This is a genomic window from Patulibacter ginsengiterrae, assembly GCF_056269115.1.
In genome coordinates this window covers 199,243-215,217 of sequence record NZ_JBWDOG010000005.1, presented here as the reverse complement: position 1 = coordinate 215,217, position 15,975 = coordinate 199,243, and the positions used below count along the sequence as shown (strand labels likewise).

At 74.4% G+C, this 15,975-nt stretch carries 15 protein-coding genes; 5 read left to right on the top strand and 10 right to left on the bottom strand.

Annotated elements, in window-relative coordinates; all coding sequences use genetic code 11:
* Positions 1-35 precede the first annotated feature (35 nt).
* The gene (locus ACVUH9_RS10085; protein ID WP_475756445.1) at positions 36-1,454 is read right to left on the bottom strand and encodes an aldehyde dehydrogenase family protein; all 1,419 of its coding nucleotides are present in this window, start codon (positions 1,452-1,454) and stop codon (positions 36-38) included.
* Positions 1,451-2,284, bottom strand: a complete 834-nt coding sequence (locus tag ACVUH9_RS10080; RefSeq protein WP_475756443.1) for an IclR family transcriptional regulator — start codon at positions 2,282-2,284, stop codon at positions 1,451-1,453. The genes ACVUH9_RS10085 and ACVUH9_RS10080 overlap by 4 nt, the downstream gene beginning before the upstream one ends.
* A gap of 280 nt (positions 2,285-2,564) precedes the next feature.
* Here ACVUH9_RS10080 and ACVUH9_RS10075 point away from each other — a divergent pair, with 280 nt between their 5' ends.
* Entirely contained in the window at positions 2,565-4,277 is a 1,713-nt protein-coding gene (locus ACVUH9_RS10075; protein ID WP_475756442.1) for an amidohydrolase, read from the top strand.
* A 378-nt stretch (positions 4,278-4,655) separates the two neighbouring features.
* Here ACVUH9_RS10075 and ACVUH9_RS10070 read toward each other — a convergent pair whose 3' ends face one another.
* Positions 4,656-5,546 (bottom strand): LysR family transcriptional regulator, encoded by an 891-nt coding sequence (locus ACVUH9_RS10070; protein ID WP_475756440.1) that lies wholly within the window; start codon positions 5,544-5,546, stop codon positions 4,656-4,658.
* A 70-nt stretch (positions 5,547-5,616) separates the two neighbouring features.
* Between ACVUH9_RS10070 and ACVUH9_RS10065 the strand changes: the two genes are divergently transcribed.
* From ACVUH9_RS10065 to ACVUH9_RS10055, 3 genes are all read left to right on the top strand, one after another.
* Positions 5,617-6,342 (top strand): CoA transferase subunit A, encoded by a 726-nt coding sequence (locus ACVUH9_RS10065; RefSeq protein WP_475756438.1) that lies wholly within the window; start codon positions 5,617-5,619, stop codon positions 6,340-6,342.
* Positions 6,339-7,001 carry a 3-oxoacid CoA-transferase subunit B gene (locus tag ACVUH9_RS10060; RefSeq protein ID WP_475756436.1) on the top strand — a complete coding sequence of 221 codons (663 nt, stop codon included), beginning with the start codon at positions 6,339-6,341 and terminating at the stop codon, positions 6,999-7,001. Before ACVUH9_RS10065 ends, ACVUH9_RS10060 begins: the two co-directional genes overlap by 4 nt.
* A gap of 243 nt (positions 7,002-7,244) precedes the next feature.
* Positions 7,245-7,865, top strand: a complete 621-nt coding sequence (locus tag ACVUH9_RS10055) for a dihydrofolate reductase family protein (protein WP_475756434.1) — start codon at positions 7,245-7,247, stop codon at positions 7,863-7,865.
* A 120-nt stretch (positions 7,866-7,985) separates the two neighbouring features.
* On the opposite strand, the gene ACVUH9_RS10050 is transcribed toward ACVUH9_RS10055, so the two are convergent.
* A complete protein-coding gene (locus ACVUH9_RS10050; protein ID WP_475756432.1) occupies positions 7,986-8,711 on the bottom strand; it encodes an alpha/beta fold hydrolase in 726 nt (241 codons plus the stop codon).
* A 326-nt stretch (positions 8,712-9,037) separates the two neighbouring features.
* On the opposite strand from ACVUH9_RS10050, the gene ACVUH9_RS10045 reads away from it, so the two are divergent.
* Positions 9,038-9,586 (top strand): HhH-GPD-type base excision DNA repair protein, encoded by a 549-nt coding sequence (locus ACVUH9_RS10045; RefSeq protein WP_475756430.1) that lies wholly within the window; start codon positions 9,038-9,040, stop codon positions 9,584-9,586.
* A gap of 290 nt (positions 9,587-9,876) precedes the next feature.
* Here the strand turns inward: ACVUH9_RS10045 and ACVUH9_RS10040 are convergent, their stop codons facing one another.
* From ACVUH9_RS10040 to ACVUH9_RS10015, 6 genes are all read right to left on the bottom strand, one after another.
* Positions 9,877-11,937 carry an RCC1 domain-containing protein gene (locus ACVUH9_RS10040; protein ID WP_475756428.1) on the bottom strand — a complete coding sequence of 687 codons (2,061 nt, stop codon included), beginning with the start codon at positions 11,935-11,937 and terminating at the stop codon, positions 9,877-9,879.
* 179 nt (positions 11,938-12,116) lie between these two features.
* Entirely contained in the window at positions 12,117-12,821 is a 705-nt protein-coding gene (locus tag ACVUH9_RS10035) for a hypothetical protein (RefSeq protein ID WP_475756426.1), read from the bottom strand.
* A gap of 180 nt (positions 12,822-13,001) precedes the next feature.
* Positions 13,002-14,186, bottom strand: coding sequence for a hypothetical protein (locus ACVUH9_RS10030; protein WP_475756425.1), 1,185 nt, complete (start codon positions 14,184-14,186; stop codon positions 13,002-13,004).
* A 66-nt stretch (positions 14,187-14,252) separates the two neighbouring features.
* On the bottom strand, positions 14,253-14,567 hold the full coding sequence (locus ACVUH9_RS10025) for a DUF2149 domain-containing protein (protein ID WP_475756423.1): 315 nt from the start codon (positions 14,565-14,567) through the stop codon (positions 14,253-14,255).
* Positions 14,564-15,244, bottom strand: coding sequence for a MotA/TolQ/ExbB proton channel family protein (locus ACVUH9_RS10020; protein WP_475756421.1), 681 nt, complete (start codon positions 15,242-15,244; stop codon positions 14,564-14,566). The genes ACVUH9_RS10025 and ACVUH9_RS10020 overlap by 4 nt, the downstream gene beginning before the upstream one ends.
* A gap of 3 nt (positions 15,245-15,247) precedes the next feature.
* Positions 15,248-15,958, bottom strand: a complete 711-nt coding sequence (locus ACVUH9_RS10015; protein ID WP_475756420.1) for a hypothetical protein — start codon at positions 15,956-15,958, stop codon at positions 15,248-15,250.
* Positions 15,959-15,975 lie beyond the last annotated feature (17 nt).

Sequence of the window (15,975 nt, the reverse complement as noted above, 5' to 3'; positions counted from 1 at the left end):
TCCGCCGGCACGCGGCCGGCGGACGGCTGGGCCCCCTACACCTGGTAGGCCTTGGTTCGCAGGTACTCGTCGAGCCCGTGCGGGCCGCGCTCGCGGCCGTAGCCGGACTGCTTCGTGCCGCCGAACGGCGCCGACGGGTTGAACGCGCCGGCGTTGATGTAGACCGTGCTCGCGTCGACCTGGGCGGCCACGCGGGTCGCACGGTCGGCGTCGGCCGACCAGACCGCGGCGTTGAGGCCGAACGGCGTGCCGTTGGCGACGGCGACGGCCTCCTCCTCGCTGTCGACCGGGATGATCGACAGGACCGGGCCGAAGATCTCCTCCTGGGCGATCCGGGCGTCGGGGGCGACGTCCGAGAAGACCGTCGGGCGGACGAAGTAGCCGGTCTCCGGCACGTCCTGGTCGTCGGGACCGCCGAGCACGACGCGGGCGCCGTCCTCGACTCCGGCCCGCAGGTAGCCGAGCACGCGGTCGCGCTGGACGGCCGAGACGACCGGGCCGAGCTTGGTGTCGGCCTCGCGGGGGTCGCCCGGGACGTAGGTCGCGGCGGCGGCGGCCGCCAGCTGCTCGACCTCGGCCAGCCGCTCGCGCGGCACGATCATCCGCGAGAGCGCGGCGCAGACCTGGCCGTTGTTGCCGAAGCAGTTGGCGACGCCGGCGGCGACGGCCTGCTCGAGGTCGGCGTCGTCGAGCAGGATCTGCGGGCTCTTGCCGCCCAGCTCGAGCGCGACCGGCTTGACCGTCGCGGCGGCCAGCTCGGCGACCCGGCGGCCGGCACGGTTGGAGCCGGTGAAGGAGATCGCGTCGATCCCGGGGTGGGAGGCGATCGCCTCGCCGACGACCGGGCCGTCGCCCCAGACCAGGTTCAGCACGCCGCCGGGCAGGCCCGCCTCGCTGACGATCTCGCCCAGCAGGTACGGGGTCAGGCCGACGACCTCGCTCGGCTTGGCGACGACGGTGCAGCCGGCGGCGATCGCCGGGGCCGCCTTCAGGGCCAGCTGGTAGAGCGTGAAGTTCCACGGCGTGATCGCGCCGACGACCCCGATCGGCTCCCAGCGGATCAGCGAGTTGCCGAGCTGCTCGACCTCGGGCCGCTGCTCGATCGCGTCGGCGGCGTCCTCGAAGGTGTGAGCGACGATCCCGACCTGCATCGCCTGCGCCTGCGTGCGGGGCGTGCCGAGCTCGGCGACGATCGAGTCGACGATCCGGTCCTGGTTGGCGCGGATCCCGGCGGCGATCCGGCGCAGGATCGCCGCGCGCTCGGCGGCGGGGGTCGCGGCCCAGGGGCCGAAGGCGGCGCGGGCGGCCGCGACCGCCCGGTCGACGTCCTCCGCGGTGCCGGCCGGGACGCGGCCGATGACCTGCTCGGTGACGGGGTCGATCACGTCGATCCGTCCGCTGCCGGCGCTGGGGGTCCAGGCGCCGCCGATGTAGTGGTCGTCGTGCTCGATCATGCTTCGTTGTCCTTCTCGCTGGTCGACGCGACGGTCGACGGAGGTGCTGCGCCCGCGAGGCGGGCGGCGATCTGATCGGCGGTCCGGCGCAACGCCCCGGCCATGCCGGATCCGGGGTCGCTGGCGACCGCCGCGGTGGTGCCGACGATCGCCAGGGTCGCGGCGACCGCCTCGCGGCTGTCGAGGATCGGGACCGCGATCGTGCGGATCCCCTGGGCGACGACGGCGTTCTCGGCGACGCCGGTCTCCCGGAAGCTCGCCATCCCGGAGTCGACGTCGTCGCGGGCCGCCACGGGCAGCTGCGTGAGCAGCGCGTCGACCAGGACGCGGTCGTCGAGCAGCTCGAGGAAGACCTGCGACTGGGCGGCGTAGAGCGGCAGCTGGCTGCCCTCGCGGACCATCACCTGGACCTGCCGGCGCGGGTCCTCCTGGACCTTGGCGACGACCGCGCCGCGGCCGCTCCAGACGCTGAGCACGACGGTCTCGCGGATCTCCTCGGCGAGCGCGGCCATGTACGGGGCCGCCTCCTCGAGCACGCGGGTCCGGCGCAGCGCGACGGCGCCGAGGTGGCGGGCGAGCGGGCCGAAGCGGAAGCCGCCGTCGGAGCGCTCGACCAGGCCGGTGTTGGCCATCGACGTGACGTAGCGGTGGGCCGTCGAGCGTTCGAGCTCGAGCGCCGCGGCGACGTCGACCGTCCGCACCTGCTCGTGGAGCGTCAGCAGCTCCAGGATCTGCGCACAGCGGTGCACGGCCTGGATGTCGCCTGCGCCGCGGCCCTTGGCGGGCTCGCTGAGCGCCGTGGCGCGGTCGTCGTGTCGTGGTTCTGTCATGTCGTTCCCTTGGCGTCCCACTTAGCGCAACACGCATTGCGCTATTCGGGTAGCGGCACCTTACGCAAAGAAGCGGTCGTTCGTCAAGGGACGATCGCGAAAGTTCTTTGGAGGCGGCACAAATCGCCCAAAGTCAGCGGACATCGGGGGATTCGCCGCGGCAGCCAAACAGACGGTAGGCGCCTGGATACCGCAACATGGATCGTGATATACGAGATCCGTACGCGGGATCCGGCGGCCTTGCCGGTGTCGCTCGCGCCCTCCGACCGAAGGACCTCCCATGGCCGTGCCGACCCCATCCGAGCGCCGGGACCTGCCCGCCGACCTCCTGCTGCGCGGGGGCAACGTCGTGACCGTCGACGCCGCCTTCCGCCGCGCGGAGGCGGTCGCGATCCGCGACGGACGGATTGTCGCGGTTGGCGGGGATGCCGAGCTGTCCGGCCTCGTCGGCCCCGCGACCCGCGTGGTCGAGTTGCGCGGGCGGACCGTGCTGCCCGGGCTCATCGACCAGCACATCCACCTCGACGAGCTGAGCGCCGCGCTGTCGGGCCGGATCCTCGACCTGACCGTGCCGTTCGCGACCCTCGCCGAGCTGGTCGACGCGACCGTCGCCCACGGCCGTCGGCGCCCGGACGACGCCTGGCTGGTCGGCGCCGGCTGGAGCGAGACGACCGTCGGCGAGCTCGGCGACGGGGGCCGGGCCGCCAGCCGCGAGGAGCTCGACGCCGCGCATCCCGACCGCCCGGTCTTCCTCTGGCACTTCTCGATGCACGCCGCGCTCGTCAACGCCGCGGCGCTGCGGGCGGCGGGGATCGACCGCGACACCCCCGACCCGACCGGCGGCCTGATCGTCCGCGACCCCGCCAGCGGCGAGCCGACCGGGCTGCTGCTGGAGTCCGCGACCGAGCTGGTCGAGTGCTGCATGCCGGATCCGCCGCGGTCGGTCCGCGCCGCCGAGATCCTGGCCGCGATGGCCCAGCTCAACCGGCTCGGGGTCACCAGCGTGACCGACCCACGGGTGACCGCGGAGGGCCTGCGCGACTACGCCGAGGTCCGCCGGATCGGCGACCCGACCGTGCGCGTGCACTGCCTGCTGCACTGGGGCGCGTCGGGGACGAGCAACACCAGCGACGAGATCGCCCGCGGGCTCGAGGGCTCCGGGGTCACGACCGGCTTCGGCGACGAGTGGCTGGCGATCGCCGGCGGCAAGGTCTTCGCCGACGGCGTGCCCAGCCAGCGGACCGCCTGGGTCGGGGACGCCTACCCCGGGACCGACCAGACCGGCGGCCTGGTCGTCGAGGGCGAGGACGACGAGGCCCGCGTCGCCGACCTCCACCGCTGCATCCGGCTGCTCCACGAGCACCGGCTGCAGGTCCAGGTCCACGCGATCGGCGACCGCGCCGGGGATGCGGTCGTCGACGGCTTCGTCGCCGCCCAGGAGGCGGACCCGTGGCCGGACGCGCGCCCGGTCCTGATCCACGGCGTGGTCCTGCGGCCGGAGACGATCGCCCGGCTGGCCGCGCACCGGATCGGGGTCTCGACCAACGCCCTGATCCGCTACCACCACGCCGGAGCGATGCGGCCGGCGCTGGGCGACGAGCGCTGGGACGGGACGGTCGCGGTGCGGGCGCTGCTCGACGCCGGGGTCGCCGTCTCCGACAGCTCCGACGCCCCGGTGGTCCCGGCCGACTGGCGCCGCGGCGTCCAGGCGCTGGTGACCCGCGAGACCGCCGAGTCGGACGGGCGCCCGGTCGGCCCCGACCAGCGGATCGAGCGCGACGAGGCGCTGCGGGCGTGGACGGCGACGGCCGCCTACCAGCAGCACGCCGAGCGCGACAAGGGCTCGATCGAGCCGGGCAAGCTCGCCGACCTGGTCGTGCTCGAGGAGGACCCGCTGACCATCGACGCCGACCGGCTGCACGCCCTGACCCCGGCCGCGACCTTCGTCGGCGGGCGGTGCGTGTTCGACGGGGCGGGGTTGCTGGAGGGCTGAGGGGCGGGGCGCCCCCGGCGGTCGGCGGGGGCGCCCGGTCGGCGGGCCGTCGGTCGGCGGCGAAGGCCCGTCGGTAGGCGGGGCAAGTGCGCCGCTCCGCTTCTCGATGCGTTTGCCACCGCCACGGTGGACAAGACATCGCGGTCGGTGCGAGGGCCGAGGGCAGGGTCGGCCGCCTCGCTTCTCGATGCGTTTGCCACCGCCACGGTGGACAAGACATCGCGGCCGCTCAAACCGGCTGCCGGATGCGCCGCCATCCCCGCCGACCCGACGCGCCCCCATCCCCGCCGACCCGACCCGACCCGCCGCGGACCCGGGCTCGCCGCCAACGCCACCCCGCCCCGACCGACCCCAACCCCAACCCCAACCCCGGCCCACCTACCTCGCGCTCTCGCCGTCCCCGACCGCCGCCAGGAACGCGGCTGCGGCCGGCGCCAGGTGGCGACCACGGCGGACGGCGATCGCGGTCCGGAGCGCCAGTCGCTCGTCCTCGAACGGGACCACCACGACCCCGGCCCCCGGCAGCAGGGCGTCGGTCGAGGGCAGCACCGAGACGGCCAGGCCCTGGGCGACGAGGGCCCGGGCGCGGGCCACGTCGGCGGTCTCGAACGCGATCCGCGGGACGAACCCGAGCGCGGCCGCGCACTCCTCCAGCTGATCGCGAATCCGCGCCCCGCGGCGGAAGGTCACCAGCGGCTCGTCGCGCAGGTCGGCGAACGAGACCTCCGCCCGCCCGGCGAGCCGATGCCGGGGCGGGACGACCGCGACCAGCGGCTCGGACGCCAACGAGCGGACCTCGAGCGTGGCCGGAGCCGACCCGGGGCCCTCGGCGATCAGGGCCAGATCGAGGGCGTCGGCCTCGAGCTGGGCGATCAGCGCGACGCTGAGGTCCTCCTGCACGTCCAGCTCGATCCCCGGGTGCTCGCGGTGGAAGCGCCCGAGCAGCGCGGCGACGTCAACCGCGCCCGGCGTGCTGGTCACCCCGATCACGATCCGCCCCGTCTCCAGCCCACGCAGGGCCCGCAGCTCGTCGGCGGTGGCGTCGACCTCGCGCAGGATCCGGCGGGCCCCGGCGACCAGGGTCTCGCCGGCGACCGTCATCGCGACGCTGCGGGTGGTCCGCTCGACCAGCGCCATCCCGACCTGCGACTCGAGCCGCCGGATCTGCTGCGACAGCGCCGGCTGGGCGATCCCGAGCCGGGCCGCGGCGCGGGTGAAGTGGCGTTCGTCGGCGAGCGCCACGAGGTACCGCAGCTGCCGCAGTTCCATAGGTTCAGCTTATAAGTCGGAGCGCCAGTTGGTCTTGGACTTCTCGAACCGGGCGCGGCAGGCTGGAGCCATGGCTCCCATCGGCTCCCGGTCCAGCAGCAAGGTGGTCGCCTCCGCCGAGGCGGCGGTGGCGGACGTCCCCGACGGGGCCAGCCTCGTCGTCGGCGGCTTCGGCCTCTGCGGGATCCCCGAGCACGCGATCGCCGCCCTCCGCGACCGCGGCGTCCGCGACCTGACCGTGACCAGCAACAACTGCGGCGTCGACGACTTCGGCCTCGGGATCCTGCTCGCCGACCGTCAGATCCGCAAGATGGTCGCGTCCTACGTCGGCGAGAACAAGCGCTTCGAGCAGCAGTTCCTGTCCGGCGAGCTCGAGGTCGAGCTGGTCCCCCAGGGCACGCTGGCCGAGCGGATGCGGGCCGGAGGCGCCGGGATCCCCGCCTTCTACACCCCCGCCGGCGTCGGCACCCCGGTCGCCGAGGGCAAGGACACCCGCGAGTTCGACGGCGTCGAGTACCTGCTGGAGCGCGCGATCACCGCCGACTTCGCGCTCGTCCGGGCGTGGAAGGGCGACCGCGCCGGCAACCTCGTCTACCGCAAGTCGGCGCGGAACTTCAACCCGCTGGCCGCGACCGCCGGGCGGATCACGATCGCCGAGGTCGAGGAGCTGGTCGAGGTCGGCGAGCTCGATCCCGATCACGTCCACACGCCGGGGGTCTTCGTCCAGCGGGTCTTCGAGAGCCCCGGGCTGGAGAAGCGAATCGAACGCCGGACCGTCACGGAGGTCGGAGCATGAGCAGCGCCCGTCAGCGGATCGTCGAGCGCGCCGCCGCCGAGATCCAGGACGACACCTACGTCAACCTCGGGATCGGGATGCCGACCCTGCTGGCCAACGTCGCCAGCGACCGCGTCGGCGTCCTGTTGCAGTCGGAGAACGGCCTGCTCGGGATCGGTGCCTACCCGACCCCGGACCAGCTCGACGCCGACCTGATCAACGCCGGGAAGGAGACGGTCACCGCCGTTCCGGGAGCGTCGTTCTTCGACAGCGCCGAGTCGTTCGCGATGATCCGCGGCGGCCACATCGACCTGGCGATCCTCGGCGGGATGGAGGTCTCCGCCGACGGCGACCTGGCGAACTGGATGATCCCCGGCAAGATGGTCAAGGGGATGGGCGGCGCGATGGACCTGGTCCAGGGCGCCAAGCGGACGATCGTGATCATGGAGCACGTCAGCCGCGCCGGGGCCGCCCGGATCAAGACCAGCTGCGACCTGCCGCTGACCGGCCGCCGCTGCGTCGACCGCCTGATCACCGACCTCGCCGTCTTCGACCTCGGCGGCCCGGACGGCCTCGTCCTGGTCGAGACCCTCGGCGACGCGACCGTCGACGAGATCCGCGAGAAGACCGAGGCCCCGTTCGTCGTCGCGCGAGAGCTGGTCGGGGCCGCGGGCGACTGAGGGTCGAGCGCGCGGCGAGCGGCCGTCCGGCAAGCTGATGCCGATTTGCCGCCTATACGACAGCAGATCCGCATCAGCTCGCCGCTTCGCCGCTACGGTCCCCACCACCCCGAACCGCTACGGAATGACGGTCGCCGCGGCGCGAGGTCCGGGGCGACTGTCAGCGCCGTGTCGAGAACCGGCGGTCGGCGCCGACCTGCTTACGATGGGCGCCACAGGGGAGCCCGGAACGAGGAGCAGCGAATGACGACCGTGACCGCCGACCTGATGATCTCGCTGGACGGATTCATCGCCGGACCCAACGTGCGCGTGCCGGACAACCCGGGCGGCGACGGCGGGATCCGGCTGCACGAGTGGGCGGCCGGCCTGGCCAGCTGGCGGGAGCGCCAGGGCATGACCGGGGGCGAGCACAACACCGACTCCGAGCTGCTCCGCGAGTGGTTCGAAGCGACCGGCGCGGTCGTGATGGGCCGGACGATGTTCGACACCGGCGAAGAGCACTGGGGCGACGATCCGCCCTTCCGAACGCCGGTCTTCGTCCTCACCCACCGCCCGCGACCGACCGTGGTCAAGCAGGGCGGAACCTCCTACACGTTCGTCACCGACGGGATCGAGAGCGCGATCGCCCAGGCCTCGGCCGCAGCGGGCGACCGCAACGTCGACATCGGCGGCGGCGCCAGCGCGGTCCAGCAGGCGATCGCCGCCGGTCTGCTCGACGAGCTGCACCTGCACGTCCTGCCGGTGCTGATGAACCAGGGCGTCCGCCTCTTCGACCGGCTCGACCCCGAGCACATCGAGCTCGAGCCGCTCCACGTGATCGACGGGACGCACGCGACGCACCTGAAGTACCGGGTGCTGCGGTAGGGCGGGGCGGCGGGCGGCGGGCGGGGCGCGGCGGGCGGACCGGCGGCCGGCGGCGGACCGGTGGCGGGGCGGACGGGTGAACTGATGCGGATTTACCGCCTATACGACGGCAAATCCGCATCAGCTGGCCGCACGGCGCGCGTCGGGGTCGGCGTCGGCGTCCGCGGCGCCGAGGAACTCCTCGACCAGCGCGGCCAACGCTCCCGGCGCCTCGAGCATCGGCAGGTGTCCGCTGGCGATCGTCCGCGACCAGGGGCCGCCGAGGGTCCGCTCGAACCGCTGCTGCAGCCCGTCGGGCAGCTCGCGGTCGTCGGTCGTGCGGACGTATCCACGGTGGGCGGGGAAGCTCCGCGGGCCGGTCGGGTCGCGGTAGACGGCCTGGCTCTCGGGCACGAACTCGCGGACCAGCCGCTCCTGCTCCGCCGGCGCCAGACCGCGAGCGAGGCCCGCGCGGATCACCTTGGCCGGCGGCCGTGTGCCCGCGACCCGCATCATCGCCCCGACCACGAGCCGCTGCGGGAACGGCATCGCCCCGAGGAACGACCGTCCCGACGCGGGGATCACGGCCGAGATCCCGAGCAACCCGGCGAGTCGGTCGGGGGCCTGGCCCGCCATCTGCGTCGCGACGGCCCCGCCGAGCGAGTGCGCGACGACGACGAACCGCGGCCACGGGGCCTCCGCCAGGACGTGCGCGGCGTAGTCGTCGAGCGACGCGTCGGGCCGGCGCGGGTACTCCGCGACCCGACTCGGACGTCCCTCGGGCAACGCCGCCCGAACGTCGTCCCAGATCCACGCGGGCAGGCCCGCCCCGCTCAGGAAGACCGCCGGGAGGCTCGCATTCGTCATACCCGCGAGGCTAGGTCGCGACGAGGACAGCTTCCGTCCTCGGTCGATCGGCCGGGGCACGCCGCGCCGCGCGATTGCCGGCCGTCCGCCACGACCGGCCGCCGACACCCACGACCGCCGGGCGCCACCGCGCCCAACGACCGCCGCGCTCAGCCCTTCGGCGCGCGCAGGACCCAGAACCAGACGGTCGCGAGCTGCGAGCGGGAGCCGTCGGCGCGGGTTCCCGCGTGAACCTACCGGACTCGCCGCGGTTTCCAAAGCGACCTGGACCGCTCTCGGAGGTCCCGCCGCGTGGCGACACGGAGGCCGGCGGCTACGATCGAGCCGTGCCCGATCGCCTGTACTTCACCGACTCCGACGAGGCCAACGCCCTGATCGCCAGCGATCCGCTGGCGCTGCTCGTCGGCTTCGTGCTGGACCAGCAGGTGACCGTCCAGAAGGCGTTCGCCGGCCCGTTGGTGCTGCGCGAGCGGCTCGGCCGCTTCGACGCGGAGACGCTTGCCGCGGCCGACCTCGAGCCGGTCTTCCGGACCAAGCCGGCGATCCACCGCTATCCGGGCACGATGGCCCAGCGCGTCCACGACCTCGCGGTCCACGTCCGCGACCACTACGACGGCGACGCCGCCCGGGTCTGGACCGACGCGGAGGACGCGTCCGCCCTGCGCGACAATCTCGCCGCGCTGCCGGGGATCGGCGAGATGAAGGTCAAGGCGCTCGGCTCGGTCCTGGCCCAGCGGTTCGACGTCGAGGTCGCCCGCGACCTGATCCCCTGGCACCCGACCCTCGGCGACGTCGACTCGACCCAGGCCCTCGCCGACTACCAGGCGGCCAAGCGCATCCACAAGGCGGAGTGGATGAAGGCCCGCCCGGCGTAGGCCGCGCTCGGCCCGCCACTCGGCCCGCGCCGGATGGCGGACGACCGAGCCCAGCGACGACGGCCCGCGCGGTACCCTCGGTGGCGGTCTGTGTGGCCACAGCGACGACCTCGCGGTCGTCGCCGGTACTGCGCTCCCTGCGGCGTGCGGAGGCAACCGTCGCGCCGCGGGGAGTCTTGCCGCCCCGTCCGCCGCGCCGACGCCGTCGGAGCGCCTTCGTCGACCGAGCGAGGGCCTCCCGCGGCGCCGCCCCCGGTCGACGCCGAACGACGGTCGTCGTCCCGACCCGGTCAACGCGTGACGCGCACCTGCACCGTCCGGGTCGCCGTGGTCGTCCCGACCTTCAGTCGCAGCCGGACGCTGTGCGTCCCGATCTTCGCGCGGGCGCCGATCCGCAGCCGGACCGCCAGCTTCCGACTGCGACCCGAGCCGGTGGCGGGGACCGTCGTCCGCCGTCCGCCGCGCACCCGCAGCGAGGCGGGTGCCGTCGCCGTGACCGCGGTCGCCGCCAGCGTCGTGCTGGTGCCGTTGACCAGCAGCAGCGGGAGCGACGCGGTCCGGCCGCGCTTCACGGTCGTCCGCGCCGTGACCGCCGCGAAGCCGATCGTCCCGGCCCGTCCGGCCCCGCCGTCGACGCCGTCGCGGCCCTTCGCTCCGTCGAGCCCGTTGACGCCGGGCAGGCCCGGAACCCCGGCGAGGCTGCCGGACAGCGCGTCGCCGTAGCCGTCGAGCGGCACGGTGACCGTCTCGCCCGCGGCCTCGACGACCAGGCTGGCGGTCCGCTCACCGAGCCCGGACGGGGCGAACCGGACGTCGATCCCGATCTGACCGGCGGCGGGGAGGGTACGGGGCAGCACGACGTCGCCCTCGGTCCCGACGACCAGGAAGTCGCGGGCGTTGCGGCCGACGATCCGGACCCGCTCGACCGTCGACGGGTCGTCGGCCGAGCGCAGCCGGATCGTGTGGGTCTCGCCGAGCGTGCCGAGCGGCTGGCCGAGGAAGCTGGTCGGCTCGCGGACGGTCGCCAGCCGCAGCGTCTTAGCCGTCCGCAGCAGCTGGCGGGTGCCGGTCGCCCCGGTCGCCAACCACGGCACCTCCTTGAGCGCCCCGACCCGCTGGGGGATCTCGGTCGACGTCTGCCCGACGGCGCCGCCGGCGCTGCCGTCGAAGGGGAACGCGTAGGCGTACGACGACGAGCCGAGCTGGCCGTTGTCGTTGCGGCCCCAGGCGTAGACGCGGCCGTCGCGACCGAGCCCGTAGGTCGTGAGCGCGCCGGCCTCGATCCGGGCCAGCTTCGGGTAGGTCGGGAACGACGGGCGCAGGTTCGGGTTCGGTGCGGTCGGGAGCGGCAGGCCAGCCGTCTCCTCGCCCTGACCGAGCCCGAGCCCCCCGCCCGCCGCCGCGCCCCAGGCGAGGAAGCTGCCGTCGTCGAGGACCGCGAAGCTGCGGGCGGCGCCGGCCGAGATCGTGCTGACGCGCGGCTGCCCGGCGGCGGGCGAGACGATCACCTGGACCGGGGCGACCGCGGTCGCTCCGGTCGTGCCGTTGCCGATCTGGCCGCTGCCGTTGGTCGCGCCCCAGGCCCAGACGCTGCCGTCGTCGAGCAGCGCGAGCGCGTGGGTGGTGCCGGCGGCGATCTCGGTCGCCTGCCGTCCGGCGGGCAGCGCGACCGCCTGCGGGACGACCGTGTCCCCGGCGACACCGACCGCCTGGCCGTTGGTGGCGCGCTTGACGCCGCCCCAGCTCCAGACGCTGCCGTCGGCGGCACGGGCGAGGCTGGCGTAGGTGCCCGCGGCGACCTGCGCGATCCGGACCCCGCTCGGCAGGCCCGCGACCGGCGTCGGCGCGAGGACCGCGGCGCCGAGCGCACCGCTGCCGGCGCCGCCGTGCTTGTTGGTGCCGAAGGCGGCGACGCTGCCGTCCTCCTGGACGACCAGCGTCGCGTCGGTCCCGGCGGCGACCTGGGTCGCGCCCGCGGTCCCGGGGACCGGGGTGAAGCTGCTCGCCGAGGCCGTGGTCCCGAGTCCCAGCGGCCCGGCCCCGGACGCGAGCAGGCCGTCGGGCGTGAGCAGGAAGCTGCGGGTCGCGGCGACCGCGGCACCGGTGGCCGCGTCGGCGCCGGTCAACGAGGTCGGGACGGCGACCGTCACGCCGTCGAAGCCGGCCCCGAGGGTCCCGCTGGCCGAACCGCCCCAGCCGACGATCTGGCTGTCCTCGTCGGCCCCGGCGAGGGTCGGCCAGGCCAGCAGCAGCACGCCGAGCGCCAGCAGCAGGAAGGGGAGCGCCCGCGCGCGGAGCGAGCGGGCGGGGGACGGAAGTCGATGCCGTAGCGGGGCGGTCGATGGAAGCATGGAGCGGTCCTCGGTCGTGCGGAAGGGGGAGACCGACGTCCGGCGGCGGGGAGGAGGAGAGAGAGCCCGCCGCCGGGACGCGGTCGTCGTCGCGGGGCACCGCACGCTCGCGGTGCCCCGTCGTCCTGCTGGCCCGTGCTGCCACCCCGGAGTCCCCGGGTGCGGCGAGGGCCAGGGCTCTAGAAGCTGATGACCCCCTCCGCGTTCCACTTCGACGTGAACGGCGCGAAGTCGCCGTTCGTGATGTCGGCGATCCACGTCAACTTGATGTGGCCGCCCTGGCTGTGGTCGAAGCGGTCGTTCCAGGTGACCGTGCCGGCCAGGTTGCCCGTGGTCGTGTTGGAGCTCGTCGGGTAGCTCGTGCCGCCGTAGGCGACGGTCCAGCCCCCGAGGTCGCCGGAGGTGATCGCCTGCGTCGCCGCCGTGCTGCCACTGGCCACGTGGAGGGCCGGGGCCGAGGTCGTGAAGACGCCGAACGTCAGCGGCCCGAACAGCTGCGGGTCCACGATCGCGTCGCTGAGCGAGTTGAAGCTGCCGTCGTAGGCCGGGCTGGCCTCGCCCTGCGCGGTGCCGATCGTCAGGCCGGCAGTACCGTCGACCAGTGGCGTGTAGGTCTGGTTCGCCGCCGGCGACGAGGGGTTCGTGTACGGCGCGCTCGGGTTGCCGTCCTCGTAGAGGTGGACCCAGGAGCCGGCGTAGGGCAGCGAGCCGGAAGTCGCCCCGGTGTCGAGAGTGATCGTGCCGCCGCTCAGCGACTCGGCGTTGGCCGTCGCCGCGAGGCCGGCGGTGGCGCCGATCCCGAGGGCGAAGGTCGAGGCCGCGACGATCGCGGTCCGGCGGAACGAGCGCTGGCGGGCCCGGGGCTGTTCGATGGTGGTGCTCATGGTGGTGTCCTTCTGCTCTGTGTGGCCGGGGCGACGGATGCCGCCTCGGGTACCGCGGTGCTCACTCGCCGCGCGCCCGAGCAGGCAAGCTCGTCGGGGCGCGCGGGCCTCCCTTGCGGGGAAGTTCTGGGGTCCGACCCGTGCGCCGAGCGGCGGCGTCGGGTCGGGCGGGACGGAGGCTCAGCCGCCCGGCACGAAGCTGCCTTCCAGGTGCCAGACGCCGGCGTAGTTGTTGAACGGGCCGCCGACGATCAGGCTCGTCCACTCGAGGACGAACCGCCGGCTCGCGGGGTCGTAGGTCCCGCTGAGCGGGGTCGTGGTGGTGTCCGGACCGAGCGTTGGGGCCGGTGCCCCGACCGGCTTCGGCGTGCCCTGGTTGAACGACTGCCCGTTCCACTGGGCGTTCCAGGCCGTGATCTGGCCGCCGATCCGACCGCCCTGGTGGCGGATCTCCGCGACCGGGTCGGCCAGCGCGTACTGCGGGTCCGACGCGGCGGTGACGATGCTGAAGTCGCGGCCGAAGAAGGTCTGGGGCAGGACGATCCGGTTCGCGAGCGCATTGCCGCGGAGGATCCCCCCGTCGTCGACCGTGCCGTCGAAGGCCGGGACCGGCGGCTCCTGGTAGGCACCGGTCCGCAGGCCGCCGTCGGTCCCGGGGCGCAGCAGCGTGTAGGTCTGGTCGAGCGCGGTCGAGCCGGCGTTGACGAGAAAGCCGCCCGGGTAGCCCATCCGGAAGTAGCTGCCGCTGAACCCGCCGTTGGCCTTCGACTGGGTTCCGGCGTCGAGCCGGAACAGCCCGGTCAGCGGCGCGGCATCGGCGGCGACCGGCGGCGGCGCGGTGGTCGCCGCGGGCCCGGCGCTGGCCGCCGGCCCGGCCCCCGACGCGGCCGGCCGCGTGACCGACAGCGTCCGCCGGAGCGTCTGGCCGGAGGTCCTCCCGCGGACGGTCACCCGGGCGCCCAGCTTCAGCTTGCCGGTCAGCTTCGTCTCCCGCGCAACCGCGAACCGACGGCGTGCGTCGATCCCGACGCTGAACGACTCGGGCTTGCCGGTCCCCCCGGAGAGGGTCAGGACGACCCGGACCCGCTTGCGGTTGGCGGCCGTGCTCCGCAGCGCGGTCGGCAGGCGCACCCGCCCGCTCGCAGCGACCGTCGTCGCCCGTACCTGGACCTTGGCGAGCGTGAGCTTCGCCGGCTTGACCTTCGCCTTCGGGGCGGCAGCGTGGCTGGCTGGTGCGCCGACCAGCGGCAGCGCGGCGAGCAGGGCGACCGCGACCGCGCGGCTCCGACGGGCGGCTGGGCGGGCACGATCTCCCGGCCGCCGGAGCGGGGTCGCCGCGGTCGCTGTCGGCTCTGTCTGGGTCATAGAGAAAATATAGCCTAATCCTGATCTGCTTTCAAGCATTTAGCCCCGGGACGGCCCTCGCCGGCCCTACGGCGTCATCCGCTTGCCGTTCGGATCGACCAGCACCAGCCGCCCGTCGGGCAGTCGGTAGACCTGACCGACGGCCTCCCCCTGCCCCGACGCCTCGGTCGGCGCCTTCGGGGTGGTCAGCGTCTTCTCGGCGCCGTCCGTCGGCCGCCGCTCGACCTTGCCGGTCTGCCGGTCGACGTTCAGCCCGAGTCCGGCGATCAGGAACGCCACGGCCAGCACCAGCCCGACGTCGAAGAGGTTGACCAGGCCGTCGAGCGGATCGCCGACGTCGCTGTCCAGCTGGCCGTGACGGCCCAGCCCGACCCGGCTCACGCCGCGTGCTCCCCGACCGACGCCGCGACCCGCTCGTGACGGTAGACCGGCGGCGTCTGCGGCCGGCCCGCGACCGCGCGCTCGAACGCGGCCAGGTCCTCGGTGTAGACCCGCGTGCGGAAGAGGGTCAGGGCGAAGGCCGCGGTCCCGACCAGGATCCCGATCACCGTCGCGGCGAAGGCGACCTTGAGGTCCCCCGCGAGCGTCTGGAAGTCCCCCTCGCCGAGCGCCGCCAACCCCGGAGCCAGCGGGATCAGGGTGCCCATCAGGCCCAGCGCCGGCCCGGCGCGAACCAGCATCCGGGTCCGGTCGAGACGCCGCTGGACCGCCAGCTCGTAGTCGGCCAGCGCCTGCTCGACCTCGTCCGCGCCCCCGCGACCGGCGGCCGCGGCGAGGTCCCGGACCGTCCGCTCGGCCAACGGCCCCGGCGCCCGGCGGGCGTAGGCCTCGGCCCCCGCCGGGTCGGCCAGCGCCCGCGCCGCGATCTCGCGCAGCGGCGGCGCTCCCGGCCGGACCCGCCGCCAGCCCTCGGTCAGGACCCGGCCGACCTCGACGGCGAGGATCCCGAGCAGGAACAGGGCGCCGACGTGGACCGGCACCTCGAGCGCGCCGGCGATGCCGGAGAGCGCCTGGCCGATGCTGTCGGCGGCGAGCGGAAGCGGGAGCGGGAGCGACACGGCCTAGCTCCCCGGCTCGAAGCGGCCCTCGAAGTGCCAGTAGCCCGAGAAGTCGTTGAACGGGCCGCCGACGATCTGGCTGACCCAGTCGATCTCGTAGCGCTTCGTCTTCGGGTCGTAGGTCCCGCGGGGGGCGCGGGTCAGGCCGGGCAGGTTGCCCGCCGGCTTCGGCGCACCCTGGTTGAAGTAGATGCTGTTCCACGACGCGGTGAAGGCGCGCAGGTCGCCGGTCAGCCGGCGTCCGCTCGCGCTGATCGTCGGCACCCCGACCTTCGCCCCGCTCTGCGCGTCCGGGTTGGCCGTCGAGAGGCTGAACTCGATCCCGGCGAACGGCAGCGGCCGCACGATCCGGTTGGCGAGCGCGAAGCCGCGGCCGTCGAAGGCCGGCACGGGCTGCTCCTGGAAGACGCCGGTTCGCAGCCCCCCGTCGATCCCGGGACGGAACAGCGTGTAGGTGTTGTCCTTCGCCCGCGAGTCGGAGTTGGCGAAGAACGGCCCCTTGGCGAGGCTGCCCTTCGGGTAGATCATCCGGAAGTACGAGCCGCTGACCTTGACGGTCCGCTTGCCGGTCTTCTTCGTCACCTGGTACCGGCCGGGGGCCAGGCCGAAGGTGCCGTTGAGCGGGGTGGCGGCGCGGGCCGCCGGGGCCGCGGCGGCGGTCGCGAGCAGGGTCAGCGCGAGCAGGCCGAGGCGACCGGGAGAGAGACGGGACATGGTGCTCCTTGGTGGGG

What these genes read in the sequence shown, in the direction of transcription:
- ACVUH9_RS10085 (WP_475756445.1), bottom strand. Translation starts at nt 1,454, where the DNA reads ATGATCGAGCACGACGACCACTACATCGGCGGCGCCTGGACCCCCAGC.
- ACVUH9_RS10080 (WP_475756443.1), bottom strand. Translation starts at nt 2,284, where the DNA reads ATGACAGAACCACGACACGACGACCGCGCCACGGCGCTCAGCGAGCCC.
- ACVUH9_RS10075 (WP_475756442.1), top strand. Translation starts at nt 2,565, where the DNA reads ATGGCCGTGCCGACCCCATCCGAGCGCCGGGACCTGCCCGCCGACCTC.
- ACVUH9_RS10070 (WP_475756440.1), bottom strand. Translation starts at nt 5,546, where the DNA reads ATGGAACTGCGGCAGCTGCGGTACCTCGTGGCGCTCGCCGACGAACGC.
- ACVUH9_RS10065 (WP_475756438.1), top strand. Translation starts at nt 5,617, where the DNA reads ATGGCTCCCATCGGCTCCCGGTCCAGCAGCAAGGTGGTCGCCTCCGCC.
- ACVUH9_RS10060 (WP_475756436.1), top strand. Translation starts at nt 6,339, where the DNA reads ATGAGCAGCGCCCGTCAGCGGATCGTCGAGCGCGCCGCCGCCGAGATC.
- ACVUH9_RS10055 (WP_475756434.1), top strand. Translation starts at nt 7,245, where the DNA reads ATGACGACCGTGACCGCCGACCTGATGATCTCGCTGGACGGATTCATC.
- ACVUH9_RS10050 (WP_475756432.1), bottom strand. Translation starts at nt 8,711, where the DNA reads ATGACGAATGCGAGCCTCCCGGCGGTCTTCCTGAGCGGGGCGGGCCTG.
- ACVUH9_RS10040 (WP_475756428.1), bottom strand. Translation starts at nt 11,937, where the DNA reads ATGCTTCCATCGACCGCCCCGCTACGGCATCGACTTCCGTCCCCCGCC.
- ACVUH9_RS10035 (WP_475756426.1), bottom strand. Translation starts at nt 12,821, where the DNA reads ATGAGCACCACCATCGAACAGCCCCGGGCCCGCCAGCGCTCGTTCCGC.
- ACVUH9_RS10030 (WP_475756425.1), bottom strand. Translation starts at nt 14,186, where the DNA reads ATGACCCAGACAGAGCCGACAGCGACCGCGGCGACCCCGCTCCGGCGG.
- ACVUH9_RS10015 (WP_475756420.1), bottom strand. Translation starts at nt 15,958, where the DNA reads ATGTCCCGTCTCTCTCCCGGTCGCCTCGGCCTGCTCGCGCTGACCCTG.